We start from the raw sequence: 21608 nt of genomic DNA, 5'->3' as shown, positions 1-21608 counted from the left end.
TCATGCGGATCGCGGCGCGTACATGATGATCGCGACGCCGACGAGGCAGATCAGGGCACCGGTCACGTCCCACCGGTCGGGCCGGAACCCGTCGACGACCATGCCCCACGCCAGGGAGCCGGCGACGAACACGCCGCCGTAGGCAGCCAGGATCCGGCCGAAGTTCGCGTCGGGCTGGAGGCTGGCGAAGACGCCGTAGATCCCCAGCGCGATCACCCCGGCGCCGATCCACACCCAGCCGCGGTGCTCGCGGATGCCCTGCCAGACCAGCCAGGCGCCGCCGATCTCGAACAGCGCGGCAGCGATGAACAGGCCGATCGAGTACAGGACGCTCATCGGATCGTCTCCGGGCCGGGTATCCCGCTGCGCCGCGACAGCTCGCCGATCCTCATCCTGTCCATGACCCGACGGTAGACCGTCGAGCCCGCTCGAAGGTCACTCCCAACGCGGCCGCACGACCGCCGGTCGGCGTCGAGGCGTGTGCCTAGGATGTCTCCCATCATGGGTAACCCGGTCCGACGTCGAGCAGGCTCGCGCGCCGTGCGGTGCGCGCTCGTGGCCGTCCTGCTCGTGCTGACCGTGCTGTTCGGCGGGGCCGCGGAGCAGCTCCCGACGTCGTCGGCGGCCGTCGCGGTGGCGCCGGCCGAGGCGCCGGCCGAGATGCCGTCAGCCTTGCTGGGTGATGGTTCCGTCATCGCGGCGGAGACCGTCGGATCGCATCTCCACGACACGATCAGCCTGCTGTGCCTGTGTGCCCTGGTCATGGTCGGCGTCCTCCTGGTCACCCGGCGCGTTCACCGTGCTTCCGGCGACGACGCCGGATCCGCTCTCCTGGGGTGTGTGCCGCAGATAGGCCACGTGAGCGGTTCGACGTCGAACGCTCCCTCGTGCCGCAAGCCGCCTCACCGCCAGGGCGCCCCGTCGTGACCTGGCTGGTGACAGCCCTGGTCAGCAGCTGACCGAGGGCGCTGCCTCCCCGCACGGAATCGCTCCCGCGACGCCCGCCCGCGCCCGCGGGCCAAGGCGTGCGCGCCCATGGCGCGTCCGTGCGCGGTGTCCACCTGCTTGATCTGCCTGAGTTCCGGCTCGCCGCCCCGCGCTCCGAACATGGGCGACCCCTTGAAGGGACCCCTGAATGGATATCTCTGCCCTGAGCGTGCTCCTCGTCTGGGCGACGGTCACCGCGCTCGTGATCGCACTCGTCGCCTTCGCCGTCGACCTGTCACGACAGGTCGACCGACGCGCGGCCCCCGCGTTCACCGGCGCGACCTCGGTGATGGCACCCCGGCGCGCCGCGGCCATCGGCATGTCCACGACCTGGCTGGCCACCGGCCTGCTGACCGGAGCCGTGGTGCTGCGCGGCATAGCGGCCGGCCGCACCCCGTGGTCGAACATGTACGAGTTCACGCTCGTCGGGACGTGCGCCGCCCTGCTCGCCTTCGTGCTGCTCGGCCTGCGCCGCGACGTGCGGTTCCTCGGCACCTTCGTCGCGGGTACCGGGGCGCTGTTCCTCGTGCTCGCGGTCAACGCCTTCTACACCCCGGCCACCGGGCTGTTCCCCGCCCTGCAGTCGTACTGGCTGGTCGTCCATGTCGGCGTCGCCGTGGGTGCCGCCGGGATCTTCACCGTCAGCTTCCTCATCGCGTCGCTCCAGCTCCTGCGCGACTCCCGCGACCACGACGGTCCGATCACCGGCCGGCGTGCGTGGCGCTGGCTGGACAACGTTCCCATCACCACCGCGCTGGAGTCGCTCTCCTTCCGGCTCAACGCCATCGGCTTCGTGGCCTGGACCTTCACCCTCATCGGCGGGGCGATCTGGGCCGAGAGCGCCTGGGGGCGGTACTGGGGCTGGGACCCCAAGGAGGTCTGGACCTTCATCATCTGGGTCGTGTACGCGGCCTACCTCCACGCCCGCACCACGCGCGGCTGGACCGGCCGGAAGGCCGCCTGGTTCGTGCTGGTCGGTTACGCGTGCGTGGTCTTCAACTTCACCTTCGTCAACCTGGTGATCAACGGCAAGCACTCCTACTCCGGGCTGACCGCCGGATAGGGCCGCACGGCTCACGGCCCGCAGAACACCCCGCAGAGGGGGATCACCAGGCCGTGGTTGTCCTCCGGCGCGGTGGCTTGGATGGCGGCATGACCCTCTCGAACAATGCCCCACCAGCCCCCGACCGCCTGGTCAACCTCGCCGCGGCTCGCGCCCGGCACGGCGACCGGGTCGACCTCATGGTCCAGAAGGTGCGGACGGGTGACCCGCTGGCCGACGCCGTCGTCGTCGAGCTCGACGCGCTCGGCCGCCCCGCCCGGGCGGCGCTCCAGCGTGGCCTCGCCGAGGGCCGGGCGAGCGTGCCGGACGCTCCGCCCGGCGTCGCCGCGCTGCTCGACCAGGTCGAGACGGTGCCCGGGTGGGTCGCGTCCGACCTGCTGGACGCGGGGGACCGGACGTCGCTCGCCGTGCCGCCGCACTGGCGCGGCCTCGCCTTCGCGGGCGGCTCGCTGGCGCACACCTACCGGTCCCCGGCGATCGCGAGGCTGCTCGTGGGGACCGGCCGGCTGACGTCGACGGCGCCGCGCCGGCTGGCCGAGACCGGGCTGTGGAACGCGTCGGTGGTGCTGCCCGGCGGTCTGCGGCACGGCGCGCCCGGCTACGTGCAGACGGTCCAGGTCCGCCTGCTGCACGCGCGGGTGCGGGCCTCCGCCACCGCGCACGGGTGGGACGCCGCCCGCTGGGGAGTGCCGATCAACCAGGCCGACACGGCGCGCACCTGGCTCGACTTCACCGTGGTGCCCTTCACGTTCCTGGAGGGCATCGGCTACCGGCTCACCGGCGAGGAGCAGGCGCAGCTGTACCGGTACTGGTGGTACGTCGGCCACCTGCTGGGCCTCGACGAGGAGCTCTTCCTCGGCATCGGGAACCACGAGCAGGCCGGTGAGCTGCTGGACCTCGTCGACTCGACGTCCGAGGCGCCGGACGAGAACAGCCGGGCCCTGGTCGGAGCCCTGTTCGACGCCGCGACCACCAACCTCGCGGCCGTGCCGCGGTCGCCGATGGACGCGGCGGGCTGGCGCGACCTGCTCAACGCCCTGGCCGGCCGCTATCACGGCGAGGCCGCGACGGCGCTCGGCATCCCGGAGTCGCCCGTCGCCTCCGTGCTGCCGCTGCTCGCGGCCGGGGAGGCGAAGGCGCGCGGCTACCAGCTCCAGGTTCCCGGCGCGGTGCAGGAGGCGGTCGACGACGGCGTCCTCGCCTTCCGCGGTCTGATCGCCGCCCTGGGCGACGGGAACGCGGCGTACCAGGACCACGTCGCCGCCCGCTGAGCCGGCCAGACCAGCGCCACCTGAAAGACCAGTGCCACCAGAAAGACGGGCCGGCTCCGGACCAGATGGTCCGGAGCCGGCCCGTCGTCCCACGGGTGCGTGTGAGTCAGCCCCGGACCTCGAAGCGCGCCCGCCCCGCCGGGGAGGACGAGGCAGGGGAGTCCTGGCTCTCGGCGATGTCGCTCAGCACCTCGGCGGCCGCGAGCTCGTCGCGCGCGGCGAGCCGGTCGAAGCCGTCCACGGCCGGGTAGACGTACCGGCCCAGCGTCGCGATGAGCACGGCGCCGACCACGAGCACGCCCATCAGCACCGGCATGACCGGGTCGTAGGAGCCCAGCTCGTCGTACCCCAGCCCGAGGAGCAGGGGCCCGAACGCGCTGCCGAGGATGAACATCGCCTGGATCGGGCCGATGATCCGGCCGAAGTTGCGCATGCCGAGGTACCGCGTGATGAGCAGGGCCAGCAGGTCGCCCTCGATGCCGAACGCGACGCCGATGAACGCGACCGCGACGGCGGCCGTGGAGAACGGCGGGTGCAGGAAGAACATGCCCGCGATGGGCGCGAGGATCACGATCGGTCCGACGATCGAGCCGTGGACCCGGTCGATGACGACGCCGCCCACGACCCGGCCCACCAGCGAGGCGACGCCGAAGACGACCAGCAGCCGGGCCGCCTCGTCGGGGCTCAGGCCGCGGTCGGTCATCATCGGCACGAGGTGCACCTGCAGGCCGATCACGACTACGCCGACCAGGCCGAGCCCGAGAGCGATGTTCCAGAACTGCCGGGTGCGCAGCGACTCACGGAAGGTCAGGCCCGGCAGCTCGAGGCTGACGTCCCGGTCGCCGACGTGGGTCTCCTGGACGAGTCGCCCGCGGACGTGCCGCTCGGCGCGGCCGCGCACGAACAAGGTGACCATCGTGACGGACACGACGGCGGCGATCAGTGCCATGCAGCCGTAGGCCAGCCGCCAGCCGACGCCGTCGATCAGGGCCCCGGCCAGCAGGGGGCCGAGCGCGGCGCCCAGGCCGATGATGCCCGTGACGACGCCGACGGCGAGGGCCCGGTTGTTGTCGAACCAGCCCACGACCACCCGGGAGGCGGGGATCGCTGTGCCGGCGCCGAAGAAGCCCACGAAGAAGCAGGGGATGAAGTAGATCCACTCGACCGCCGGGACCAGGCCGATCGTCGCCATCGAGGCCGCGAACAGCAGGAACCCGGGCACGAGGATGTAGCGCGCGGCGTAGCGGTCCACGAGCCGGCTGACGAGGAGCAGGCCGATCACCATGCCGACGGCGGCGACCGAGTAGGCGCCCGTCACCGTCGTGCGGCTGAAGCCGGTGTCCTGCACGATCGGCAGCACGAAGATGCCGGTGGTGGCGAGGTACATCTGGGGTCCGACGGCGTTCGCCGTCCCGGCGCCGACGACCACCCACCACGGGCTCCGCGTCCGGCCGGCGGTGCGCTGGGCACCGGGCTGGGCACCGGGCAGAGCATCGGTACTACGGGGGACAAGGTCAGAGGCAGGTTCAGGGACCGGGCTCATACGGCTGCTCCTCAGGTTCGACGTCGGCTGTGGCAACGAGCCTGGGCGGACGGCGAAGACCTATCCAGGACCTCCCGATCACAGGCTGGCCCTGTCACCTCCTCGCTCCGAGAGGCGTAAAGGGGGATCGCCGGGCCGTGGCTAACCCGATGCGCAGCCGGTAGAAACGAGGCAGTACTCCAGAAGAGGCAGTACTCCACAAGGGGGAGCGCGATGATCGACCGCACCGGGCTGGCCGGCTTTCTGCGCAGCAGGCGTGAGGCGCTGCAGCCGGAGGACGTCGGCATGCCGCGTGGGCAGCGCCGCAGGACCAGCGGGCTCCGGCGCGAGGAGGTCGCGACGCTGTGCAACATGTCGGCGGACTACTACTCCCGCCTGGAGCGGGAGCGCGGGCCGCAGCCGTCGCCGCAGATGCTGGCGTCGATCGCCCAAGGGCTGCACCTGTCGATCGACGAGCGCGACCACCTGTTCCGCCTCGCCGGGCACAACCCGCCGCCCCGGGGCTCGTCCAGCGAGCACATCAGCCCGGGGCTGCTGCGCATCCTCGACCGGCTGGCGGACACGCCCGCGGAGATCGTCACCGAGCTGGGCGAGACCCTGCGGCAGACGCCGATGGGGGTGGCGCTCACCGGCGACACGACCCGGTACACCGGCCCGGCCCGCAGTCTGGGGTACCGGTGGTTCACCGAACCGGGCGCCCGGGACCTGTACGCCCCGGAGGAGCACGCGTTCATGACCCGGATGTACGCCGCCGGCCTGCGTGGTCTGGTCACGCTGCGCGGCCCCGACTCCCGGGCCGCCTACCTGGCCGGGCTGCTCCTGGAGAGCAACGAGGAGTTCCGGCGCGTGTGGGACGACCACGAGATAGGCATCCATCCCCATGAGGTCAAGCACTTCGTCCACCCCGAGGTCGGCGCGCTGGAGCTCAACTGCCAGCGGCTCGTCGATCCCGGGCAGGCCCACGCTCTGATGGTCTACACCGCCGTCCCGGGCAGCGAGAGCTACGAGAAGCTCCAGGTGCTCTCCGTCATCGGCGCGCAGACGCTGCGCTCGACCTCCGGCTGAAGATCCGGCCGGGCACCCGGCCGAAGATCCGGCTGAAGATCCACCCGAGCATCCACCGCAGCCCCGTCAGAACGGCCAGACCACCGGCACGTAGAACACGGCCGCCGCCAGGAACACGAGCGCCAGCGGCAGTCCCAGCCGCCAGTAGTCCCCGAACCGGTAGCCCCCGGGCTGCAGCACCATCAGGTTGACCGGCGTCGCGATCGGGGTGAGGAACGCGGCCGCCCCGACCACCGCGAGGGCCATCATGAACGGCTGCACGCTCACGTCGAGCGTCTGCGCGAAGGACACCGCGACCGGCGCCATGACGAGGACGGTCGCCACGTTCGAGATGAACTGCCCGAGCACGAGCGTGAGCGCGCACACCGCCAGCAGCGCGAAGTAGGGGGAGCCACTCCCGGTCAGCCGCATCACCAGCTCGGCGATCGCCTCGGCCGCGCCCGAGGACACGAACGCCGCCGACAGCGGGATGAGCGCGCCGATCAGGATCACGGTGTCCCAGGAGATCGCCCGCAGGCCCTGGGGGACCGTGATGACCCGCAGCAGCACGAGGGCCGCCGCGGCCAGCAGCCCGACGATCACCGGCGGGACGGCGCCGGTCGCGAGGAGCCCGATAGTCGCGACCAGCACCCCGAGGCAGCGCTTCCAGCCGAGCCCGAGGGGCACGCTGCGCTGCAGGCTCTGCGAGGCCTCGACGGCGATGACGTCCGGCGACCGGGTGTAGCGGTGCAGCGCCTCCCACGGTCCGCGGACCAGCACGGAGTCACCGGCCTGCAGCGGCAGCGCCCCCGACGACGCGGAGGCGTCGGAACCGCCCGACGGGTCGCTGGCGCGGCGCAGCGCGACGACGACGAGGTCCTCGTCCCGCGTCGTCATGCCGGGGCTGACACGACGCCCGATCAGGGTCGAGCGGGGCGCGATGAGCACCTCGACCACACCCGTGGTGCCCGTGAAGAGGCGCGCCGCGTCGAGCTCCGCGGCGTAGCTCTCCTGCCACGAGCGCACGCGTTCGCGCGGGTCGGCGGCGACGTCGGCCAACCGCTCGGGGGCGCGCTCCGGCAGGAGGCGCTGGCCGAGGGTCACGACGAGGACCATCGTGACCAGGACGAGCGGCAGCCCGACCAGCGCGAACTCGAAGTACCCGAACTCCCGGCCGCCCGCGTCCGCGGCCACCTCGGAGACGATGACGTTCACCGGCGTGCCGGTGAGCGTCAGCATCGACCCCGCGCTCGCGGCGAACGCCACGGGGATCAGCATCCGCGAGGGCACGATGCCGGCCCGCGCGGCGGCGACGACGGCGACGGGCAGGAGCGCCGCGACCGCGCCGTTGATGCTGATGACGGCCGCGAGGAGCGCCGTGCCGCCGACCATCGTCGCGAGCAGCCCGGTGCGCCCGAACGACGAGCACCGCTCCAGCTGCGCCCCGATCCACGCCGTGATCCCCGTGGTCTCCAGGGCCGCGCTGAGCACGAACAGCGTGGCGATGAACAGGACCACCGGATCGCTGAAGCCGGCCAGGGCCTCACCCAGCGGCAGGACGCCGGTCGCCCACAACGACACCGGGACGAAGAGGGCCACGATCACGAGCGGCACCCGGTTCGTCGCAAAGCCGAGCACGGCTAGGGACAGGATCACGAACGTTGCGACCAGCGGGTCGATCAGGTGCTCCACGGGCCCCATCGTCGCACTTGGCAGGTTGTCGCATCCGGCCGGTTCACCCGGCGCGCACTGGTGGCGCCCCGGGCCGCCCGGCAAGATCGACGCATGACCGACCTCGACGTGGATCTCGCGGTGATCGGCTTCGGCAAGGGCGGCAAGACCCTCGCGGCCGCCATGGCCCGCCGCGGCGCCCGGGTCGCGATGATCGAGCAGTCCGACCGGATGTACGGCGGTACCTGCATCAATATCGGGTGCGTCCCCACCAAGGCTCTCGTGCACGACGCCGAGAACGGCTCGCCCGACGTGCCGGGACCCGAGCGGTACCGCCGCGCCGCGGAGCGCACCGACGCTCTGACCACGCTGCTGCGCGGCAAGAACTTCGCGATGCTCGACACCCTCGACACCGTCACGGTCATCACCGGCACCGCCGCGTTCGCGGACCCGCACACCCTGACCGTGCGGGCCGGCGACGACACCCTGCGGGTCACCGCGCGGACGATCGTCGTCAACACCGGCGCCGACCCCGAGCTCCCGCCGGTCCCGGGCCTGCGCGAGAGCGGGCGCGTCGTCACCAGCACCGAGCTGCTCGCCCGCACCGAACGGCCCGGCGAGCTGGTCGTGCTCGGCGGAGGGTACGTCGCGGTCGAGTTCGCCTCCATGCACGCCGCCTTCGGCGCGCGGGTCACCCTCCTCGCGCGGGGCCCGCGCCTCCTGCGCAGCGAGGACGACGACGTCGTCGCGACCGCCACGGAGATCCTCACCGGAGCGGGCGTCACGGTCCGGACGGGCGCCACGGTCACCGGCGTCGAGGACGACGGCGACGTCGCGGTCGTCACGTACACCGACCAGGACGGCGTCCGGCGGACAGCCCGGGGCGACACCGTGCTCGCCGCGCTGGGCCGCCGTCCGCACACCGCGGGCCTCCGCCTCGACGCGGCCGGGATCGAGACCGACGCCCGCGGCGCCGTCGTCGTCGACGAGCACCTGCGCACCACCCAGCCGCACGTCTACGCCGTCGGCGACGTCAACGGCGGGCCGCAGTACACCTACGTCTCGCTCGACGACCACCGCATCGTGCTCGACGACCTCACCGGCGAGGGGCGCCGCACCACCACGGACCGCAGGGCCGTGGCCTCGGCGCTCTTCATGACGCCGCCCCTGGCGCGCGTCGGCCTCACCGAGGCCGAGGCCCGCGCGACCGGGCGGCCGCTCCTGGTCGCGACGCGCAGGGTCGCGGACATGGCGACCGTTCCCCGGGCGCGGATCGTCCACGACCCGCGCGGCCTGATGAAGGCGGTCGTCGACGCCGAGACCGACGAGATCCTCGGCGTCACGATGCTCAGCCACGACGCCCACGAGACGATCAACACCGTGGCGCTCGCCATGCGCCACGGCGTCACCGCGAGCGAGATGCGCGACGAGATCTACACGCACCCGTCGATGACCGAGGCGTTCAACGACCTGTTCGCCAACCTCCGCCCGGCGTGACGGTCACCTCACGGGCAGCTCAGGGGCAGCGGGGCACCCGCGAGCTCCAGGTCGTGTTCGACCGGTTCGAGACGTAGTAGTCACTGACCCAGCTGCCGTTGCGCAGCTTGTCCCACACCGCGGTGGTGCCGACCCGGCTGCCGGCCCGCTGGCACATCACGTAGGCCAGGGCGCCCCGCCGCAGCGGGCTGCCGGTGGTCGGGTACGACGCCCCGGGACCGGTCCGGGCGTTGACCAGGTCGACGGTCACCTGCCCGGGATAGGTGCACCGCGGCAGCACCGAGGCGGAGAACCCCGTGCCCGACGGCGTCGACACGTACCGGTCGCTGACCCAGGCCCCGTTGGTCAGCCGGTCCCATACCGCCGTCGGGCCCACCTGCTGCCCGCTGCCCTGGCACACCACGGACAGTGCGGCGCCCGGGGCGTAGGTGCGCACGACCGGCGAGGACGACGACGGCCCGCTACGGGCGTTCAGCGGCGTCGAGCTGGTCACGGTGTACTGGCGCGCGACCGTGGCGACGGGTGCCCGGACGGAGTCCGAGTCGATGTTGATCGTCACCCCGCCGTGGGTCTCGTCGTGGTCGCCCTGGTACTGCTTGGCGCGCTGGTAGTACGACCACTGCGAGTTCGGCGCCGTCGGCCAGTTCGTGAGCGAGGGGTCGCCGTCCCAGCGGGCCATCCACACCGCGTCCGCCCGGGCGTACGCGCTCCAGTTGTAGGACTCGGACAGGTCGCGCAGCCCGGAGTCCTGGTGCACGTACACGCCGGCCAGGTATCCCGCGGCGTGCAGGGTCTTCGTCCACGCCGAGACGTACCGCCGTACCGCGGTCCGGCACGGCCCGTCGGTCCGGTCGTAGTTCTCGACGTCGGCGTAGAGACCGCTCCCGGACAGCACGCCGAGCGCCTGGGCCTGTGCGACGGCGTCGGCGCCGTCGGAGCTGCCGCGAGCCGTGGCATTGCCGGCGTTGTAGCGGTTCGGCTTGTTGCCGAACATGCAGGTCGGCTGGTACCCGAAGTAGGTGGGCAGCAGCTTCCAGCCGGCGGCGACGGCGCCCCGGACCCACGTCGGGGTCAGGTTGGGCTGCGCGCAGCCGCGGTTGTTGCCGCCGAAGTAGATGTTCACCACCCCGTAGGGTGACGTCCCGCGCCAGGCGCCCAGCGCCGCGAGCGAGGGCGCGGAGCAGGCGTCGAAGCCGAGGCCGTTGGCCCGCGTCGCCGTCGAGCCCGAGCTGTAGACCACCGGGGTCTCCGGCTCGGCCGCCGCCGGAAGGGCCAGCCCGGCGACCAGCAGGGCCAGGCTGCCGCCGCACGCCGCCAGGCCCCTGAGGAACATCTGCGCGGCGGACATCGCGTACCTCCCTGTACGGACCGGGTCGCCTACCTGGAGTGTCTGCCCGGGGAAGCCGCCGCGTCAGGGACTTTGGTCCCTGATCCTGCGAGTCCTGCGAGTAGGGTCCGAGCATGTCTGGTGCGAGCACGTCCGGTTCGGGCGCTTCCGGCGGGAACTCCTCCGGCCCGCGCCGCTACCGCGACGTGCGCGCGATACCGGTCGGCGCCCCGCCCGAGGCGGTGTGGCGCGCCGTCCTCGACCAGGTCGAGGTGCTCGGCCGGCCGTCCTGGTACGTGTGGCTGATCGGCTGCCGCGACCGGCGCGCCGAGGGCCCGCGCCCGCTCCGACCGGGCTCGGTGGTCCCGGGCTTCCGCGTCACGGCCGCGGACCCGCCGGCCCGTCTCGTGCTCGACGGCGTCCACCGCTTCTCGGTCTACACCCTCACCTTCCTGCTCCTGCCCGACGACGACGGCGGCACGCGGCTGGAGGCGCACACGGACGCGACCTTCCCCGGGGTGCTCGGCGCGGTGTACCGGCTGCTGGTCATCGACTCGGGCATCCACAAGATCGCGACCCGGAGCATCGTGACCCGCGTCCGACGGCGGACGGGCCCGGCGACCGGCTAGTGGCCGCCCGGCGGAGGCCTCGGGTTCACGAAACCGAGGGGTGGGGTTCACGAAAACGAATGTGTAGGCCCGTCATCGTGCGCAAGGATGGCGGATGTGGACCCTGTCGCTGATGCCGCTGCGCTGATCACCGACCGTTACCCCGACGCTCGGTGGGCACTGCTGGGCGGCAGCGTGCTCGACCCCGGCTCCCGCACGGCCGGTTCCGACCTGGACATCGTGGTGTGCGTGCCGGACGACGCCGTCGGGCACCGCGACTCGGTGCGCTGGCGGGGCTGGCCGGTCGAGCTGTTCGTGAACACCGAGGCGGGCCACCGCTGGTTCATCGCCAACGAGACCGCCCGCCGCAAGCCGACGCTGGCCCGGATGATCGCCACCGGCATGCCCGTCGCGGGCGCGGCCGAGCTCGTCACCGAGCTGCAGGCCGAGTGCCGCGAGCTGGTCGAGGCCGGCCCCGGCCCGGCGTCGGAGGCGGCGCTGGAGGACGCGCGGTACGGCGTCACCGACCTGATGGACGACCTGTCCTACGCCCGCGACCTCGGCGAGGCCGACGTGGTGCGGTCGGTGCTGTGGGAGCGCGTGGGGCACCTCGCGCTGGCGGCCGCCGGCCGCTGGGACGGCGGCGGCAAGTGGCTCCTGCGCGAGCTGCGCGCCTGGGACCCCGGGTTCGCGGCCCGCTGGGTGACCGCCCGCTACGACGACCAGGCCATGGTCGACGTCGCCCGGAGCACCCTGGACGCCGCCGGCGGCCCGCTGTTCGAGGGGTACCTGCGGCAGGCACCCGTCGTCGACGACGTCCCCGCCGTCGTGCCGCCGGTCGTGGTGCGGCAGGCGGCGCGCGCGATCCTGCTCGACGCCGAGGGGCGCCTCGTGCTCATCAAGCGCACCGTCCCGGGACGCGCTCCCTACTGGGTCACGCCGGGCGGCGCCGTCGAGCCGAAGGACGCCTCGGTCGAGGACGCGCTGCGCCGGGAGCTCCTGGAGGAGCTCGGCGCCACGGCGAAGGTCGTCCGGCAGGTGTTCCTGGCCTCCCAGCCCAAGGACGCCGGGGTCGCCGTGAGCCACTACTTCCTCGCCCGGGTCGTCTCGATGGACCTGACGCTGCGCTCCGGCCCGGAGTTCCAGGAGCCGATGCGCGGCACCTACGACGTCGAGCACGTGGACCTGCACGACGAGCGGGCGCTCGCGGGCGTCGACCTGGTGCCCACCGCGCTCAAGGCGTTCGTGCGGACCAACCGGCACGCGCTGCTCGCGGAGGCGGCGGGGTCCTGAGCCCCTGCTGTACGGTCTCGGCATGGTCGAGGTCCCCGCGTCCTTCCTCGCGATGCCGCGCTGGTGGACGGCGACGCCGGCGGAGCAGCGCTGGCTGTCCGACCTCCCGGGCCTCGTCGACACCTGGTGCCGGCGCTGGCGACTGACTGTGGACGGGCCGCCCGTGCACGGCTCGAACGCCCTGGTCGTCCCCGTACGTCGGGCGGGGACGCCGGCCGCGCTCCGGCTGACGCCGCCGGGCGACGACACCGCAGCGCTCTCGGTCGCGCTGGAGTTCTGGCGCGGCCAGGGCGTCGTGGAGGAGCTCGCGGCGGACACCGCGGCCGGCGTCCTGCTCCTGGACCGGCTCGATCCGAACCGCACCCTCGCCGACGAGCCCCTGGACGTCGCTCTCCCCGAGATCGGCCGGACCGCACGCCGCCTCGCGGTCCCCGCCGACGACGGGGTCGCGTCCGGCGTCGGGCACACGGCGGACGACGTGGCCGCACTGACGCCGGGCCTGCGGCCTGCCTGGGAACGGCTGGGCCGGCCCTTCGACGAGTCCGTCCTGGTCCGGGCCGCCGACGCCGCGGACGTGATCCTCGCCGGTGACCGGGAGCCCCTCGCGGTGAACGCCGACCTGCACTTCGACCAGGTGCTGCGCGACCGGGACGGCCGGTGGTGCGTCGTCGACCCCGTGCTGCGGCGCGGCGACGCGGAGCGGACCGCGGTGAACGTGCTCTGGCACCGCGTCGACGAGATGGCCGACCACGAGATACCCCGCTGGTTCGACGTGCTGGTCGAGGCCGCAGGGCTCGACGACGGGCTGGCCCGGGCGTGGGCGCGGTGGCGCGTCACGGACTACTGGGTCTGGGGGCTGGAGAACGGCCTCACCGAGGACCCGCCCCGCTGCGCCCGGGTGCTCGCCGCCCTGCGGTGAACGTGCCCTGCGCTGAACGGTCCCTGCTCTCAGACGGAGAACCAGCAGGTCAGACGGAGAACCAGCAGTACAGGTCCCCGCCCCGGGTCATCGCGCGGCGGCCGAGCGCCGACAGACCCGTGAGGAACTCGACGGGACCCTCGGCGTCCGCGTCCGGACCGAACTCCTCGGTGCGTCCCCAGGTCGCGGCGACCTCCGCCACGCGGCCCGGCGCCAGGTCGGCGAGGGCCGTGGTGAGCACGCCGCGCACCCGCACGACGCCGGACCCGCCGTCGTCGCCCAGGCCGACGGGGTCGCCCTGGTCCTCCGCGATCTCGTCGTACGGCTGACCGGTCAGCGTCGCCTCCAGCGTCCGGAGCATGATGAACGGGTCGATGCCCTTGGCCTCCTGGAGGTCGTCGGCGTCCAGCCCGGCGCCGTAGACGCCGCCGTCGAGAAATCGCGCCGCCTCGGAGTCGGAGCCGGCGATGAAGTAGTCGGTGATCAAGCCCATGGGCGTCGAGCATGCCACCTGCCTCCGACACGTCGGCAAATCGCCCGCCGAAACGCCCGCCGTCGGCGACCTCCCGTGGCGTGTACCAGGAGCGTGGACCAGGATGGTGGCGACAGGCACCGGGACCAAGGACCGGCGCCGCGAACCCCGGAGGACGTCGTGGGATCCAGCACGTCGGGCGGCAGCGGAACGAAGAAGCACCGCAAGGGCGGCCTCAACCGGCTCCTCACGCTCGTGACGATCAGCCTTGCGGTCGCGGCGATCGTGAAGGAGCTGCGCAAGCCGGAGGACGAACGCACCTGGAACGGCAAGGTCGCGGCCGTCGTGCCGTACGACTTCCGGTTCCCGACCCTGGAGCGCGCCAAGGAGCGGCTGTGGGACCCGGAGGCGGAGCACGTCGTCGGGCCGCGCGTCTTCGGCGTCGGCTGGGCGGTCAACGTGGGCCGGGTCGTCGCGATCGTCCGGGCGAAGCTCGACGTCTAGGGGGAGCTCGACTAGGGCGAGTCCGACGTCCAGGGCGAAGTTGACGTCCAGGACGTCCAGGGCGTCGCGCGCGGGAACCGCGCGTGGTTCGATGCCCCGATGAGATCTCGTGCCCTCCTCCTCGTCGCCGTCGGACTGCTGGTCATGGCGGCGGTGTTCGGCACGGTCGCGGGCGTCCTCGCGGTGCGGACCGCCGGCTTCCTGGCCGACGCCCAGGCGGTCGACGGCGTCGTGGTCGGCCTCGACGAGCAGTACAGCAGCAGCGACGAGGGCACCACGCGCTCCACCTACCACGCGGAGGTGGCGTACGAGGTGGGCGGCCAGGAGCACGGCTTCACCGACCGGACCGGCACCAACCCGCCGCGGTACGCCGTCGGCGAGCGCGTCACCGTCCTGTACGACCCCGCCGACCCGGGCGACGCACGCCTCGACGCGGCCTACGGGTACTGGCTGGAGACCATCTTCGGCCTGGTCGCGCTGGCGCTCGCCGGCGCGGGAGTTCCCGTGCTGCTCGTCTGGGGGCGGGGCGCCGCGCGGCGTCGGCTGGCCCGCACCGGTCAGCGGGCCACGGGCACGGTCACCGACGTGCGCGCGGCCGGCAAGGTCGTCCTCAACGGTCGTCCGCGCATGGCGACCACCGTCCGCTGGCGGCACCCGTTCGCCGGCGAGCAGACCCTCGTCGAGACCACGTGGGGCGCCGCGCACGCGGTCGGGGACCAGGTCACCCTCCGGTACGACGCCGACAGGCCCGCCCGGGCGCTCGTCGAACCGCCCGCCGGGCCTGCCTCCGGATCTGCCTCCGGATCTGCCGCTGGATCAGCCGCTGAGTCGTCGCTCGGACCGTCCGAGGAGCCGTCGGCCGAGCCCGTCTGACCGTTCAGCCGTCCGACGGCGGCCCACCCGTCCGACGTCGGTTCAGTCGTCCGACGGCGCCAGGCCCCGCACGAGCGCCGTGAGCCCGACGTCGAACTCGTGCGCGGCGCCGAGGTCGGCGACGGCCCGGACGACCGCCAGGAGATGGTCGGCGCCCTCGAGGCCGGCGTCTTCGACCGCGTCACCCCTGCGGTCACCCCCGGCGCCGCCGCCGGTACCAGGGCCGGCGCCGTCGTCGGCCACGAAGGCCGCCTCGCCCGGCGCCGACTGCTCCTCCAGCGTCGCCCCGATCGTGTACCGGGAGACGGCGATGAACGCCAGCACCGCGTCCGTCCCGGCGAAGCCCTGGGCCTCCAGGTGCGCCACCTGGGCCACCGAGTTGGCGAGGTTGGGCGCCCGGGGCCCGGTCGAGGCGATCAGGCGCGCGCCGTCGCGCACGGCGAGCATGGCGCGCCGCAGGCTGCGCGCGTTGCGCAGGAGGAACGCGTCCCAGCGCTCGCCGGGTTCGGGCAGGCGGTCGGTGTGCCAGCGGTCGAGCACCTCGGCCGCGACCGCGCTCAGCAGCTCCGCCTTGTTCCGGAAGTGGTGGTAGAGCGCGGGCTGCTGCACGCCGAGCCGGCGCGCGACGTCGCGGCTCGACAGCCCGTCCAGGCCGCGCTCGTCCAGGGTCTCGAGGGCCGCGGCGACGATCGTCGGCCGGTCCAGCCCGGGGCGGGTGCGTGGCATGGCCCGACTCTAGCCAGAGGTTCCTTATCGGTGATAATTTATCGGTGATAAGTTGTGCGGCAAGGGCACGGCAGGAGCAGGGCCAGAGCGCGGCAAGGGCGTGACGAGGGGGAGCGGCGATGACCGACGAGCGGACGACGGCACGGGCGGGGCTGGACGAGGCGCCCGATCGGCCCGGCGTGGCGGCTGGGCGACCGGACGGCGCGCCGGAGCGTCGGCGGCCGGTGCGCCACCGCGGGGCGGCGTGGACGCTCGTCGTCCTCACACCGCTGATCGCCGAGCTCGCGCTCGGTTCGACGCCGGTCCGGATGGCCTGGCTGGTGCTCCTCTGGATGCCGGTCTACGGCGCGGGCGTGCTCCTGATCCGCGAGCTGGTCGCCCGGCGCGGCCGGGGCTGGCCCAGCATCCTGATCCTCGCGCTGGCCTACGAGCTCGCCGAGGACGGGATCGGCCTCCAGGCGCTGACCAGCCCGCACCTCTACGACGCCGCCTCGTGGGGAGCGCGCGTGCTCGGCGTCAACCTGCCCTACTTCGAGGCGAACGCGATCTACCACGCCGTGTTCACCGTCTGCATCCCGATCGCGCTGACGAACCTGCTGTTCCCCGCGCACCGCGGCCGCCCCTACCTCGGGGTGCCCGGGACGGTCGTGACGGCGGTGATCGCGGTGCTCGGCGTCGGGCTGCTGCGCACGGTGACGATGTCGGAGGACGCCGGCTACCAGGCGCCCCTCGGCTTCGTGATCGGGTGCGCCGTCCTGGTGGTCGTGCTCGGGGTGGTCGCCCTGTTCGTGGTGCCGCCCTCCCGCGACCGCGTCCTGGCGGGCTCCGAGGACGTGCCGGACGACGGAGCCGGTGCGCCGGTCCCGTCCCGGGGCGCCCTCTTCGCGGGGGCCGGGCTGGCGACGCTGGTCTTCTTCGGGCTGTCCTTCCCCGTCTTCGGTGCCGAGCAGCCCGCGTTCACCCAGGGGATGGTGGTGCTGGTCCCGATGGCCGTCACCGCCGTCGGAGCCTGGGCCTGCTACCGGTACCTGGCGCGCACGTCGGCCCGTGCCGGCTGGACGCCGCAGCACACCCTCGCCCTCATCGGCGGGGCGCTGGTGGCGCACTCGCTCGGCGGCATGGTGATCATGGCGCACACGACGGTGGACCGGGTCGGCCTGGTCGTGATCGTCGCGCTGACCGTCGCCGGGCTGCTGCTCGTCGACAGCCGGCTGCGGCGCCGAGCCCCGCGCTGAGTCACGTGCCGGCCCTCGCGCAGGGACCTCGGCGCGGGCCTCAGTTCGCGGCGTCCCACTCCGCGACCTCGGAGGCCTTGGCCCCGCCGTACATGTCGACGACCTCGCCGTCGGGGTCGTAGGTGACCGAGGCGTCGTCGTAGGGCCCGGAGCCCCAGACGAGGATCTCGTAGGGCCGGCCGACGTCGCCGAACGCCGGGTTCGGCACGCGGACCTGGACGGTGACCGCGTCCTCCGGCTCGAAACCGGCCTGCTGCGGCAGCCGGTCGGCGAGCTCCTGGAGCGCGGCCCAGTCGACGTCGGCGGCGTCGAAGGGTCGCAGCGGCAGCTCGTCGCCGCTGGGCTGGATGGACGACGGCTCGTTCTGCACCACGTCGCCGTGCGCCCAGACGAGGTCGTCGGTGTTGTCCGAGCCGGGGGCCGCGGGCACGGTCGCCGTGGCGGTCGTGCTGCCGAGGCCGACGTCGGTGAAGCTGCTCTGCCCGGTCTCGGCGACGAAAGCGTCGACGACCTCCTGGGCCCGCACCGGGTCCAGCGTGCTCGCCTCCCGGTCGGCGCGTCGCTCCTGGGCCGCGGCGACCTCCGACAGCGGCGTCCCGGTGAGCACCGCGGCGACGTCGTCGCGCACCGGGTAGAGGCGCGCGGCGAACCCGACGAGCACCAGCAGCGCGAGCAGGGCGGCCGGGATCTTCACGAACCCCCGCGCGTCACGGCCCGCGCTCACGGGGGCGGCCCACTCGGGCGGCTCGTCCATCCGGCGGACCGACGTGTCCTCCGCGGCCCGGTCGCGCCAGGCCTGCGGCGGGGACTGGAGCAGGGTCACGCCCGGGGCGTCGGCCTTGTCCTGCAGCACCATGACGACGCCGCCCGGCTGGAACTGCGGGAGCCGGGTCTTGTCGATCAGCGCGCGCGTGGTGGTCGTGTACGCCGCGCGGCTCCGCGTGGCGACGGCGAGCCGCAGCGCGGCCACGGGGTTGTCGTTGATCTCCGTGCCGGTCGAGGAGATGTCCAGCACCCGGGCCAGGTGCAGGCGCCCCTCGCGCTCGGCGTCGGCCACGTCGTCGGACGACGGAGCCGTGCGCAGCACGTTGGCCCCGCCGACGCCCGCGAGGGCGGTCGCGATGGCCGCCAGCACGACCGCCACGCTGCTCACGGCGATGGCGACGGGCAGCCACCACCCGGGCGCGCCGTGGTCGAGCTCGAGGATGAGGAGCAGGAGGCAGGCGAGGGCGAACCCCACGGCGAGAGAGCGCACGATCCGGATCACGCGGCAAGTATTGCCGACCCGACTGACACTCCCGCACGTGTCAGACGTACAGGTCACCCGGGTGACCTGTACGTCTGACACGTGCGGGGGGAATCGCCGGCGGTGGTCGTCAGAGGGTGAGGAGGCCGCGGGTCAGGGCCGTGATCGCACCCGCGACGGCCACCGTGACGGCCAGGCGCGACGCCGTGCGGGTCGACAGGCGGCGGGCCAGGAGGTTGCCGAACGCGACGCCGCCGAGCACGGCCGCGAGCAGCACCGGCCAGACCCACCAGGCGGGGGCGGATCCGGCGGGGATCGCGCCGAGGCTCAGCTTGGTCACCACCGACATGACGTTCATGACGACGAGCAGCGGCTGCATCGTCGCCGCGAACGACCGGTGGTCCCAGCGGGTGGCCAGCGCGTACGCGGTCCAGGCGGGCGCCGCCACACCGGAGGTGGTGTTCATGAAGCCGGCCGCCAGCCCGGTGACGACGGCGACAGAGCGACCCTTGATCCGGACCCGCCGGCGCAGCACCGCCGAGGCGCCCAGGGCGAGCAGCACCGACCCGCCCACGATCACGTCGAGCCACGCGGTGTCGGCCTCCCGGACCGTCAGCGCGCCGAGCACGGAGCCCACGAGCATGAGCGGCAGGATCGTCACCACCCGCCGCCAGTCCACGCCGTCCCGGAGCGCCCGCAGGATGAGCAGGGCCGTGACGACCGCGGCGACATTGCTGACCAGCACGCCCACCGACGCCCCGAGGAACACCGTGAGCACGGGCGCGGCCACCATGCCGACGCCCATCCCGGCGACCCGCTGCAGCCCGGCCCCGAGGACGACGGCCACGCACGCTGCGATCAGGGCCGTCGTCTCCACGCCGTCACGCTATCCCCGATCAGGGGCGGCGCCGGTGCGAGGAATATCACCCCTTGGCCGGCTCGCGCGGCTGGTTCGGCCCGGTCCGGCGCCGCCCGGCTCACCGCGCCCGGGGCCAGACGACGGTGAACCGGGCCCCGCCGTCGGGCGACTCGCCCACGGCGACCTCGCCGCCCCGGCGCCGGACCAGCTCGGCGACCAGCGCCAGCCCGAGCCCGGCACCGCCGGAGGTGCGCGCGCGGTCGTCGGCGACCCGGTAGAACCGGTCGAACACGTGGGCGCGGTGCTCCGGGGGCACGCCCGGCCCGTCGTCGTCGACCAGCACGCGCACCGTGGACCGCTGCGCGAGGACGGAGACCACGACCCGCGTGCGGGTGTACCGGCCGGCGTTGCGCAGCAGGTTGTCGAGCACCAGCTCGGTCTCGGTGTGCGCCGCGGCCGCCCAGGCCCGGTCGGTCAGGGCGTTGACCACGACCGGCACGGGGACGGCGGGGTCGCCGGGCCGTGCCGCGCCCGCCCTGTCCGCCGCGTTGCCCGCCGCGTTTCCCGCCCCAGTCCTGTCCACCGCCGCCCGGACGGCGTCGACCAGGTCGACCGACTGCGCCGGCGGCAGCTCGCCCGCGTCCGACCGGGCCAGCGCCAGCAGGCCGTCGAGCAGCGCGGACAGCCGCTCGGCGTCGGCCAGGACGTCGGCGTGCACCTCCTGCGAGAGCCGCGGGTCCGGGCTGGCGACGGCGACCTCGGACTGCACGCGGATCGACGCCACGGGGGAGCGCAGCTCGTGCGCGGCGTCGCCCGTGAACCGGCGCAGCCGCTCGGCGGTGGCGTCCTGCCGGTCCAGCAGCACGTTGAAGTCGTCGGCCAGCTCGCGCAGCTCGGGCGCCGCGCCGCCGGGCACCGCCACGCGGGCGCCGGGCGCGAGCCGGCGCACCGACTCCCGCATGCGCGCGACGGGCGCCAGCGCGGAGCCGACGGCGAACCAGATGGCGACCCCGGCCACCAGCGACCCGACCAGCGCGGTCAGCAGCAGCCACCGGCCGCCCGACTCCTTGGCGGCGGCCTGGCCCACCAGCCCCGTGCCCGCGACCACGAGACGCTGGGCGCCGTCGGGCGCGGTGGTGACGACGCCGTGCCAGCGCACCGGCTGCGCGTCGCCCGCGGTGACGGGGGTGCCGGCCTTCAGTGTGCGCACCTGGTCCCGGGTCAGGTCGGGCGCGTCCCCGGCGGTGCCCCCAGCGGTCTCCCCGGAAGGGCCTCCGGCGCCGTCCCCGACGGCGTCGCCCGCGGTGTCCAGCACGCGCACCTCCAGGCCGTCGGGGGAGTCCGGCGCGCGGCCCGTGGCGACGTCGGCGGCGGCCGTGCTCAGCGCGACCCGCAGCTCGTCGTCCACGGCGCCGGTCAGCACCGGCCCCAGGCCCCGACCGGCCGCAGTCGCCAGGCCCAGCAGGCAGGCCAGCGTCACCGCCGTGGCGAGCAGAGTGATCCGCAGGCGCAGCGACACCCCGGACCAGCGCCCGCCGGCCCGTCCGCTCGTCGGCCCGCCGACCTGCCCGCTGGGCGGCGCGCTCACCGGGGCGCGTCCCCGAGCTGGTAGCCGTGCCCCCGGACGGTCCGGACCAGGTCCCCGGCGCCGACGGCGGCGAGCTTGCGACGCAGGTAGCCCACGTAGACCTCGACGACGTTCGGGGTGGCGGCCTGCTCGTCGCCCCAGGCCTCGGTGAGCAGCTCCTGCTTGGTCCACACGGTGCCCGGCCGCGAGGCCAGCGCCTCCAGCAGCCGGTACTCGCGGGGGCTCAGCGGCACTCCGGCGTCGTCGTACCGCACGGTGCGCGAGGCGCGATCCACCGTCAGCGGCCCCAGTCGGATGCGGGTCCGGGCGGCGCCCGGCGCCGTCCGGCGCAGCAGGGCGCGCACCTGGGCGAGGAGCACCACGAACGAGAACGGCTTGACCAGGTAGCCGTCGGCGCCGAGGTCCAGGCCGTCGGCCTGGTCGACCTCGCCGTCCTTGGCCGACACGAACAGCACGGGCGTGGTCACCCCGGCGGCGCGCAGCTCCTCCAGCACGCGGTACCCGGACAGCCCGGGGATCATGATGTCCAGCAGGATCGCGTCGAACGACCCGCTGCGCGCCAGCCGCAGCGCCGTCGGCCCGTCGGCGGCGAGGGCGACGTCCATGCCCTCCGCGCGCAGGCCGCGGTCGAGCGCCTTGCGCACGCCCGGCTCGTCGTCCACCACGAGGATCTGCGGCCTCATGCCTGCCAGCATGCCGCACGGTCCGCCCGGCGTGTACGTAAGCGGTCATGTCACCTGGCAGGTCGTCGGGCAGATCGGCGCGCAGGCCCGCGCATCGGGGCGCGACTCTCAGCGCGGTCTCAGCCGCGAGGGCGCATGGTGGAAGAAGTCAGGCACCAGATCAGGCACGACGCACGCAGGAAGGGCCGGGCACGGTCCG

21 protein-coding genes are annotated in these 21608 nt (G+C 73.9%); 11 read left to right on the top strand and 10 right to left on the bottom strand.

Annotated features, from left to right (window positions below; all coding sequences use genetic code 11):
* On the bottom strand, positions 1-336 hold the full coding sequence (locus FHX71_RS18410; RefSeq protein ID WP_182618969.1) for a YnfA family protein: 336 nt from the start codon (positions 334-336) through the stop codon (positions 1-3).
* A 219-nt stretch (positions 337-555) separates the two neighbouring features.
* Between FHX71_RS18410 and FHX71_RS18405 the strand changes: the two genes are divergently transcribed.
* The 3 genes from FHX71_RS18405 (at position 556) to FHX71_RS18395 (ending at position 3321) form a co-directional block, all read left to right on the top strand.
* Entirely contained in the window at positions 556-927 is a 372-nt protein-coding gene (locus FHX71_RS18405; RefSeq protein WP_182618968.1) for a hypothetical protein, read from the top strand.
* A gap of 208 nt (positions 928-1135) precedes the next feature.
* Entirely contained in the window at positions 1136-2050 is a 915-nt protein-coding gene (ccsB, locus tag FHX71_RS18400; protein ID WP_182618967.1) for a c-type cytochrome biogenesis protein CcsB, read from the top strand.
* Positions 2051-2139: 89 nt separating this feature from the next.
* The gene (locus tag FHX71_RS18395) at positions 2140-3321 is read left to right on the top strand and encodes an oxygenase MpaB family protein (protein ID WP_182618966.1); all 1182 of its coding nucleotides are present in this window, start codon (positions 2140-2142) and stop codon (positions 3319-3321) included.
* A gap of 106 nt (positions 3322-3427) precedes the next feature.
* Here the strand turns inward: FHX71_RS18395 and FHX71_RS18390 are convergent, their stop codons facing one another.
* The gene (locus FHX71_RS18390; protein ID WP_220490192.1) at positions 3428-4864 is read right to left on the bottom strand and encodes an MFS transporter; all 1437 of its coding nucleotides are present in this window, start codon (positions 4862-4864) and stop codon (positions 3428-3430) included.
* Between the two features lie 213 nt (positions 4865-5077).
* Between FHX71_RS18390 and FHX71_RS18385 the strand changes: the two genes are divergently transcribed.
* On the top strand, positions 5078-5929 hold the full coding sequence (locus FHX71_RS18385) for a helix-turn-helix transcriptional regulator (protein ID WP_182618965.1): 852 nt from the start codon (positions 5078-5080) through the stop codon (positions 5927-5929).
* A gap of 66 nt (positions 5930-5995) precedes the next feature.
* On the opposite strand, the gene FHX71_RS18380 is transcribed toward FHX71_RS18385, so the two are convergent.
* A complete protein-coding gene (locus FHX71_RS18380) occupies positions 5996-7609 on the bottom strand; it encodes an SLC13 family permease (protein ID WP_182618964.1) in 1614 nt (537 codons plus the stop codon).
* 84 nt (positions 7610-7693) lie between these two features.
* Between FHX71_RS18380 and FHX71_RS18375 the strand changes: the two genes are divergently transcribed.
* On the top strand, positions 7694-9076 hold the full coding sequence (locus FHX71_RS18375) for an FAD-dependent oxidoreductase (RefSeq protein WP_182618963.1): 1383 nt from the start codon (positions 7694-7696) through the stop codon (positions 9074-9076).
* Between the two features lie 19 nt (positions 9077-9095).
* On the opposite strand, the gene FHX71_RS18370 is transcribed toward FHX71_RS18375, so the two are convergent.
* Positions 9096-10424 (bottom strand): glycoside hydrolase domain-containing protein, encoded by a 1329-nt coding sequence (locus FHX71_RS18370; RefSeq protein WP_182618962.1) that lies wholly within the window; start codon positions 10422-10424, stop codon positions 9096-9098.
* Between the two features lie 113 nt (positions 10425-10537).
* Between FHX71_RS18370 and FHX71_RS18365 the strand changes: the two genes are divergently transcribed.
* The 3 genes from FHX71_RS18365 to FHX71_RS18355 all read left to right on the top strand — a co-directional run bounded on the left by FHX71_RS18365 (position 10538) and on the right by FHX71_RS18355 (position 13223).
* Positions 10538-11032, top strand: a complete 495-nt coding sequence (locus tag FHX71_RS18365) for an SRPBCC family protein (protein ID WP_182618961.1) — start codon at positions 10538-10540, stop codon at positions 11030-11032.
* Between the two features lie 96 nt (positions 11033-11128).
* A complete protein-coding gene (locus FHX71_RS30145) occupies positions 11129-12304 on the top strand; it encodes an NUDIX hydrolase (protein WP_312877112.1) in 1176 nt (391 codons plus the stop codon).
* A 22-nt stretch (positions 12305-12326) separates the two neighbouring features.
* A complete protein-coding gene (locus FHX71_RS18355; RefSeq protein WP_182618960.1) occupies positions 12327-13223 on the top strand; it encodes an aminoglycoside phosphotransferase family protein in 897 nt (298 codons plus the stop codon).
* A gap of 49 nt (positions 13224-13272) precedes the next feature.
* On the opposite strand, the gene FHX71_RS18350 is transcribed toward FHX71_RS18355, so the two are convergent.
* Positions 13273-13716, bottom strand: a complete 444-nt coding sequence (locus FHX71_RS18350; protein ID WP_182618959.1) for a hypothetical protein — start codon at positions 13714-13716, stop codon at positions 13273-13275.
* Positions 13717-13875: 159 nt separating this feature from the next.
* Between FHX71_RS18350 and FHX71_RS18345 the strand changes: the two genes are divergently transcribed.
* Positions 13876-14199 (top strand): DUF5808 domain-containing protein, encoded by a 324-nt coding sequence (locus tag FHX71_RS18345; RefSeq protein ID WP_182618958.1) that lies wholly within the window; start codon positions 13876-13878, stop codon positions 14197-14199.
* A gap of 99 nt (positions 14200-14298) precedes the next feature.
* Positions 14299-15072, top strand: a complete 774-nt coding sequence (locus FHX71_RS18340) for a DUF3592 domain-containing protein (protein ID WP_182618957.1) — start codon at positions 14299-14301, stop codon at positions 15070-15072.
* 42 nt (positions 15073-15114) lie between these two features.
* Here the strand turns inward: FHX71_RS18340 and FHX71_RS18335 are convergent, their stop codons facing one another.
* Entirely contained in the window at positions 15115-15798 is a 684-nt protein-coding gene (locus FHX71_RS18335) for a TetR family transcriptional regulator (protein WP_182618956.1), read from the bottom strand.
* Between the two features lie 119 nt (positions 15799-15917).
* On the opposite strand from FHX71_RS18335, the gene FHX71_RS18330 reads away from it, so the two are divergent.
* Positions 15918-17033: an AF_0692 family protein gene (locus FHX71_RS18330; RefSeq protein WP_182618955.1), complete on the top strand. Its 1116-nt coding sequence runs from the start codon at positions 15918-15920 to the stop codon at positions 17031-17033.
* Between the two features lie 40 nt (positions 17034-17073).
* Here FHX71_RS18330 and FHX71_RS18325 read toward each other — a convergent pair whose 3' ends face one another.
* From FHX71_RS18325 to FHX71_RS18310, 4 genes are all read right to left on the bottom strand, one after another.
* The gene (locus FHX71_RS18325) at positions 17074-18300 is read right to left on the bottom strand and encodes a hypothetical protein (protein WP_182618954.1); all 1227 of its coding nucleotides are present in this window, start codon (positions 18298-18300) and stop codon (positions 17074-17076) included.
* A 109-nt stretch (positions 18301-18409) separates the two neighbouring features.
* A complete protein-coding gene (locus FHX71_RS18320) occupies positions 18410-19156 on the bottom strand; it encodes a sulfite exporter TauE/SafE family protein (RefSeq protein ID WP_182618953.1) in 747 nt (248 codons plus the stop codon).
* Positions 19157-19256: 100 nt separating this feature from the next.
* Positions 19257-20726, bottom strand: a complete 1470-nt coding sequence (locus FHX71_RS30140) for a sensor histidine kinase (RefSeq protein ID WP_312877111.1) — start codon at positions 20724-20726, stop codon at positions 19257-19259.
* Complete coding sequence (locus FHX71_RS18310) at positions 20723-21409, bottom strand: response regulator transcription factor (RefSeq protein ID WP_246403324.1); 687 nt, start codon at positions 21407-21409, stop codon at positions 20723-20725. The genes FHX71_RS30140 and FHX71_RS18310 overlap by 4 nt, the downstream gene beginning before the upstream one ends.
* Between the last annotated feature and the right edge of the window lie 199 nt (positions 21410-21608).

The sequence above is a fragment of the Promicromonospora sukumoe genome (genome assembly GCF_014137995.1).
In the GTDB taxonomy this organism is placed as follows: domain Bacteria; phylum Actinomycetota; class Actinomycetes; order Actinomycetales; family Cellulomonadaceae; genus Promicromonospora; species Promicromonospora sukumoe.
The sequence above is the reverse complement of the archived record's forward strand: the minus strand, read 5'-3'. Positions and strand labels throughout refer to the sequence as shown.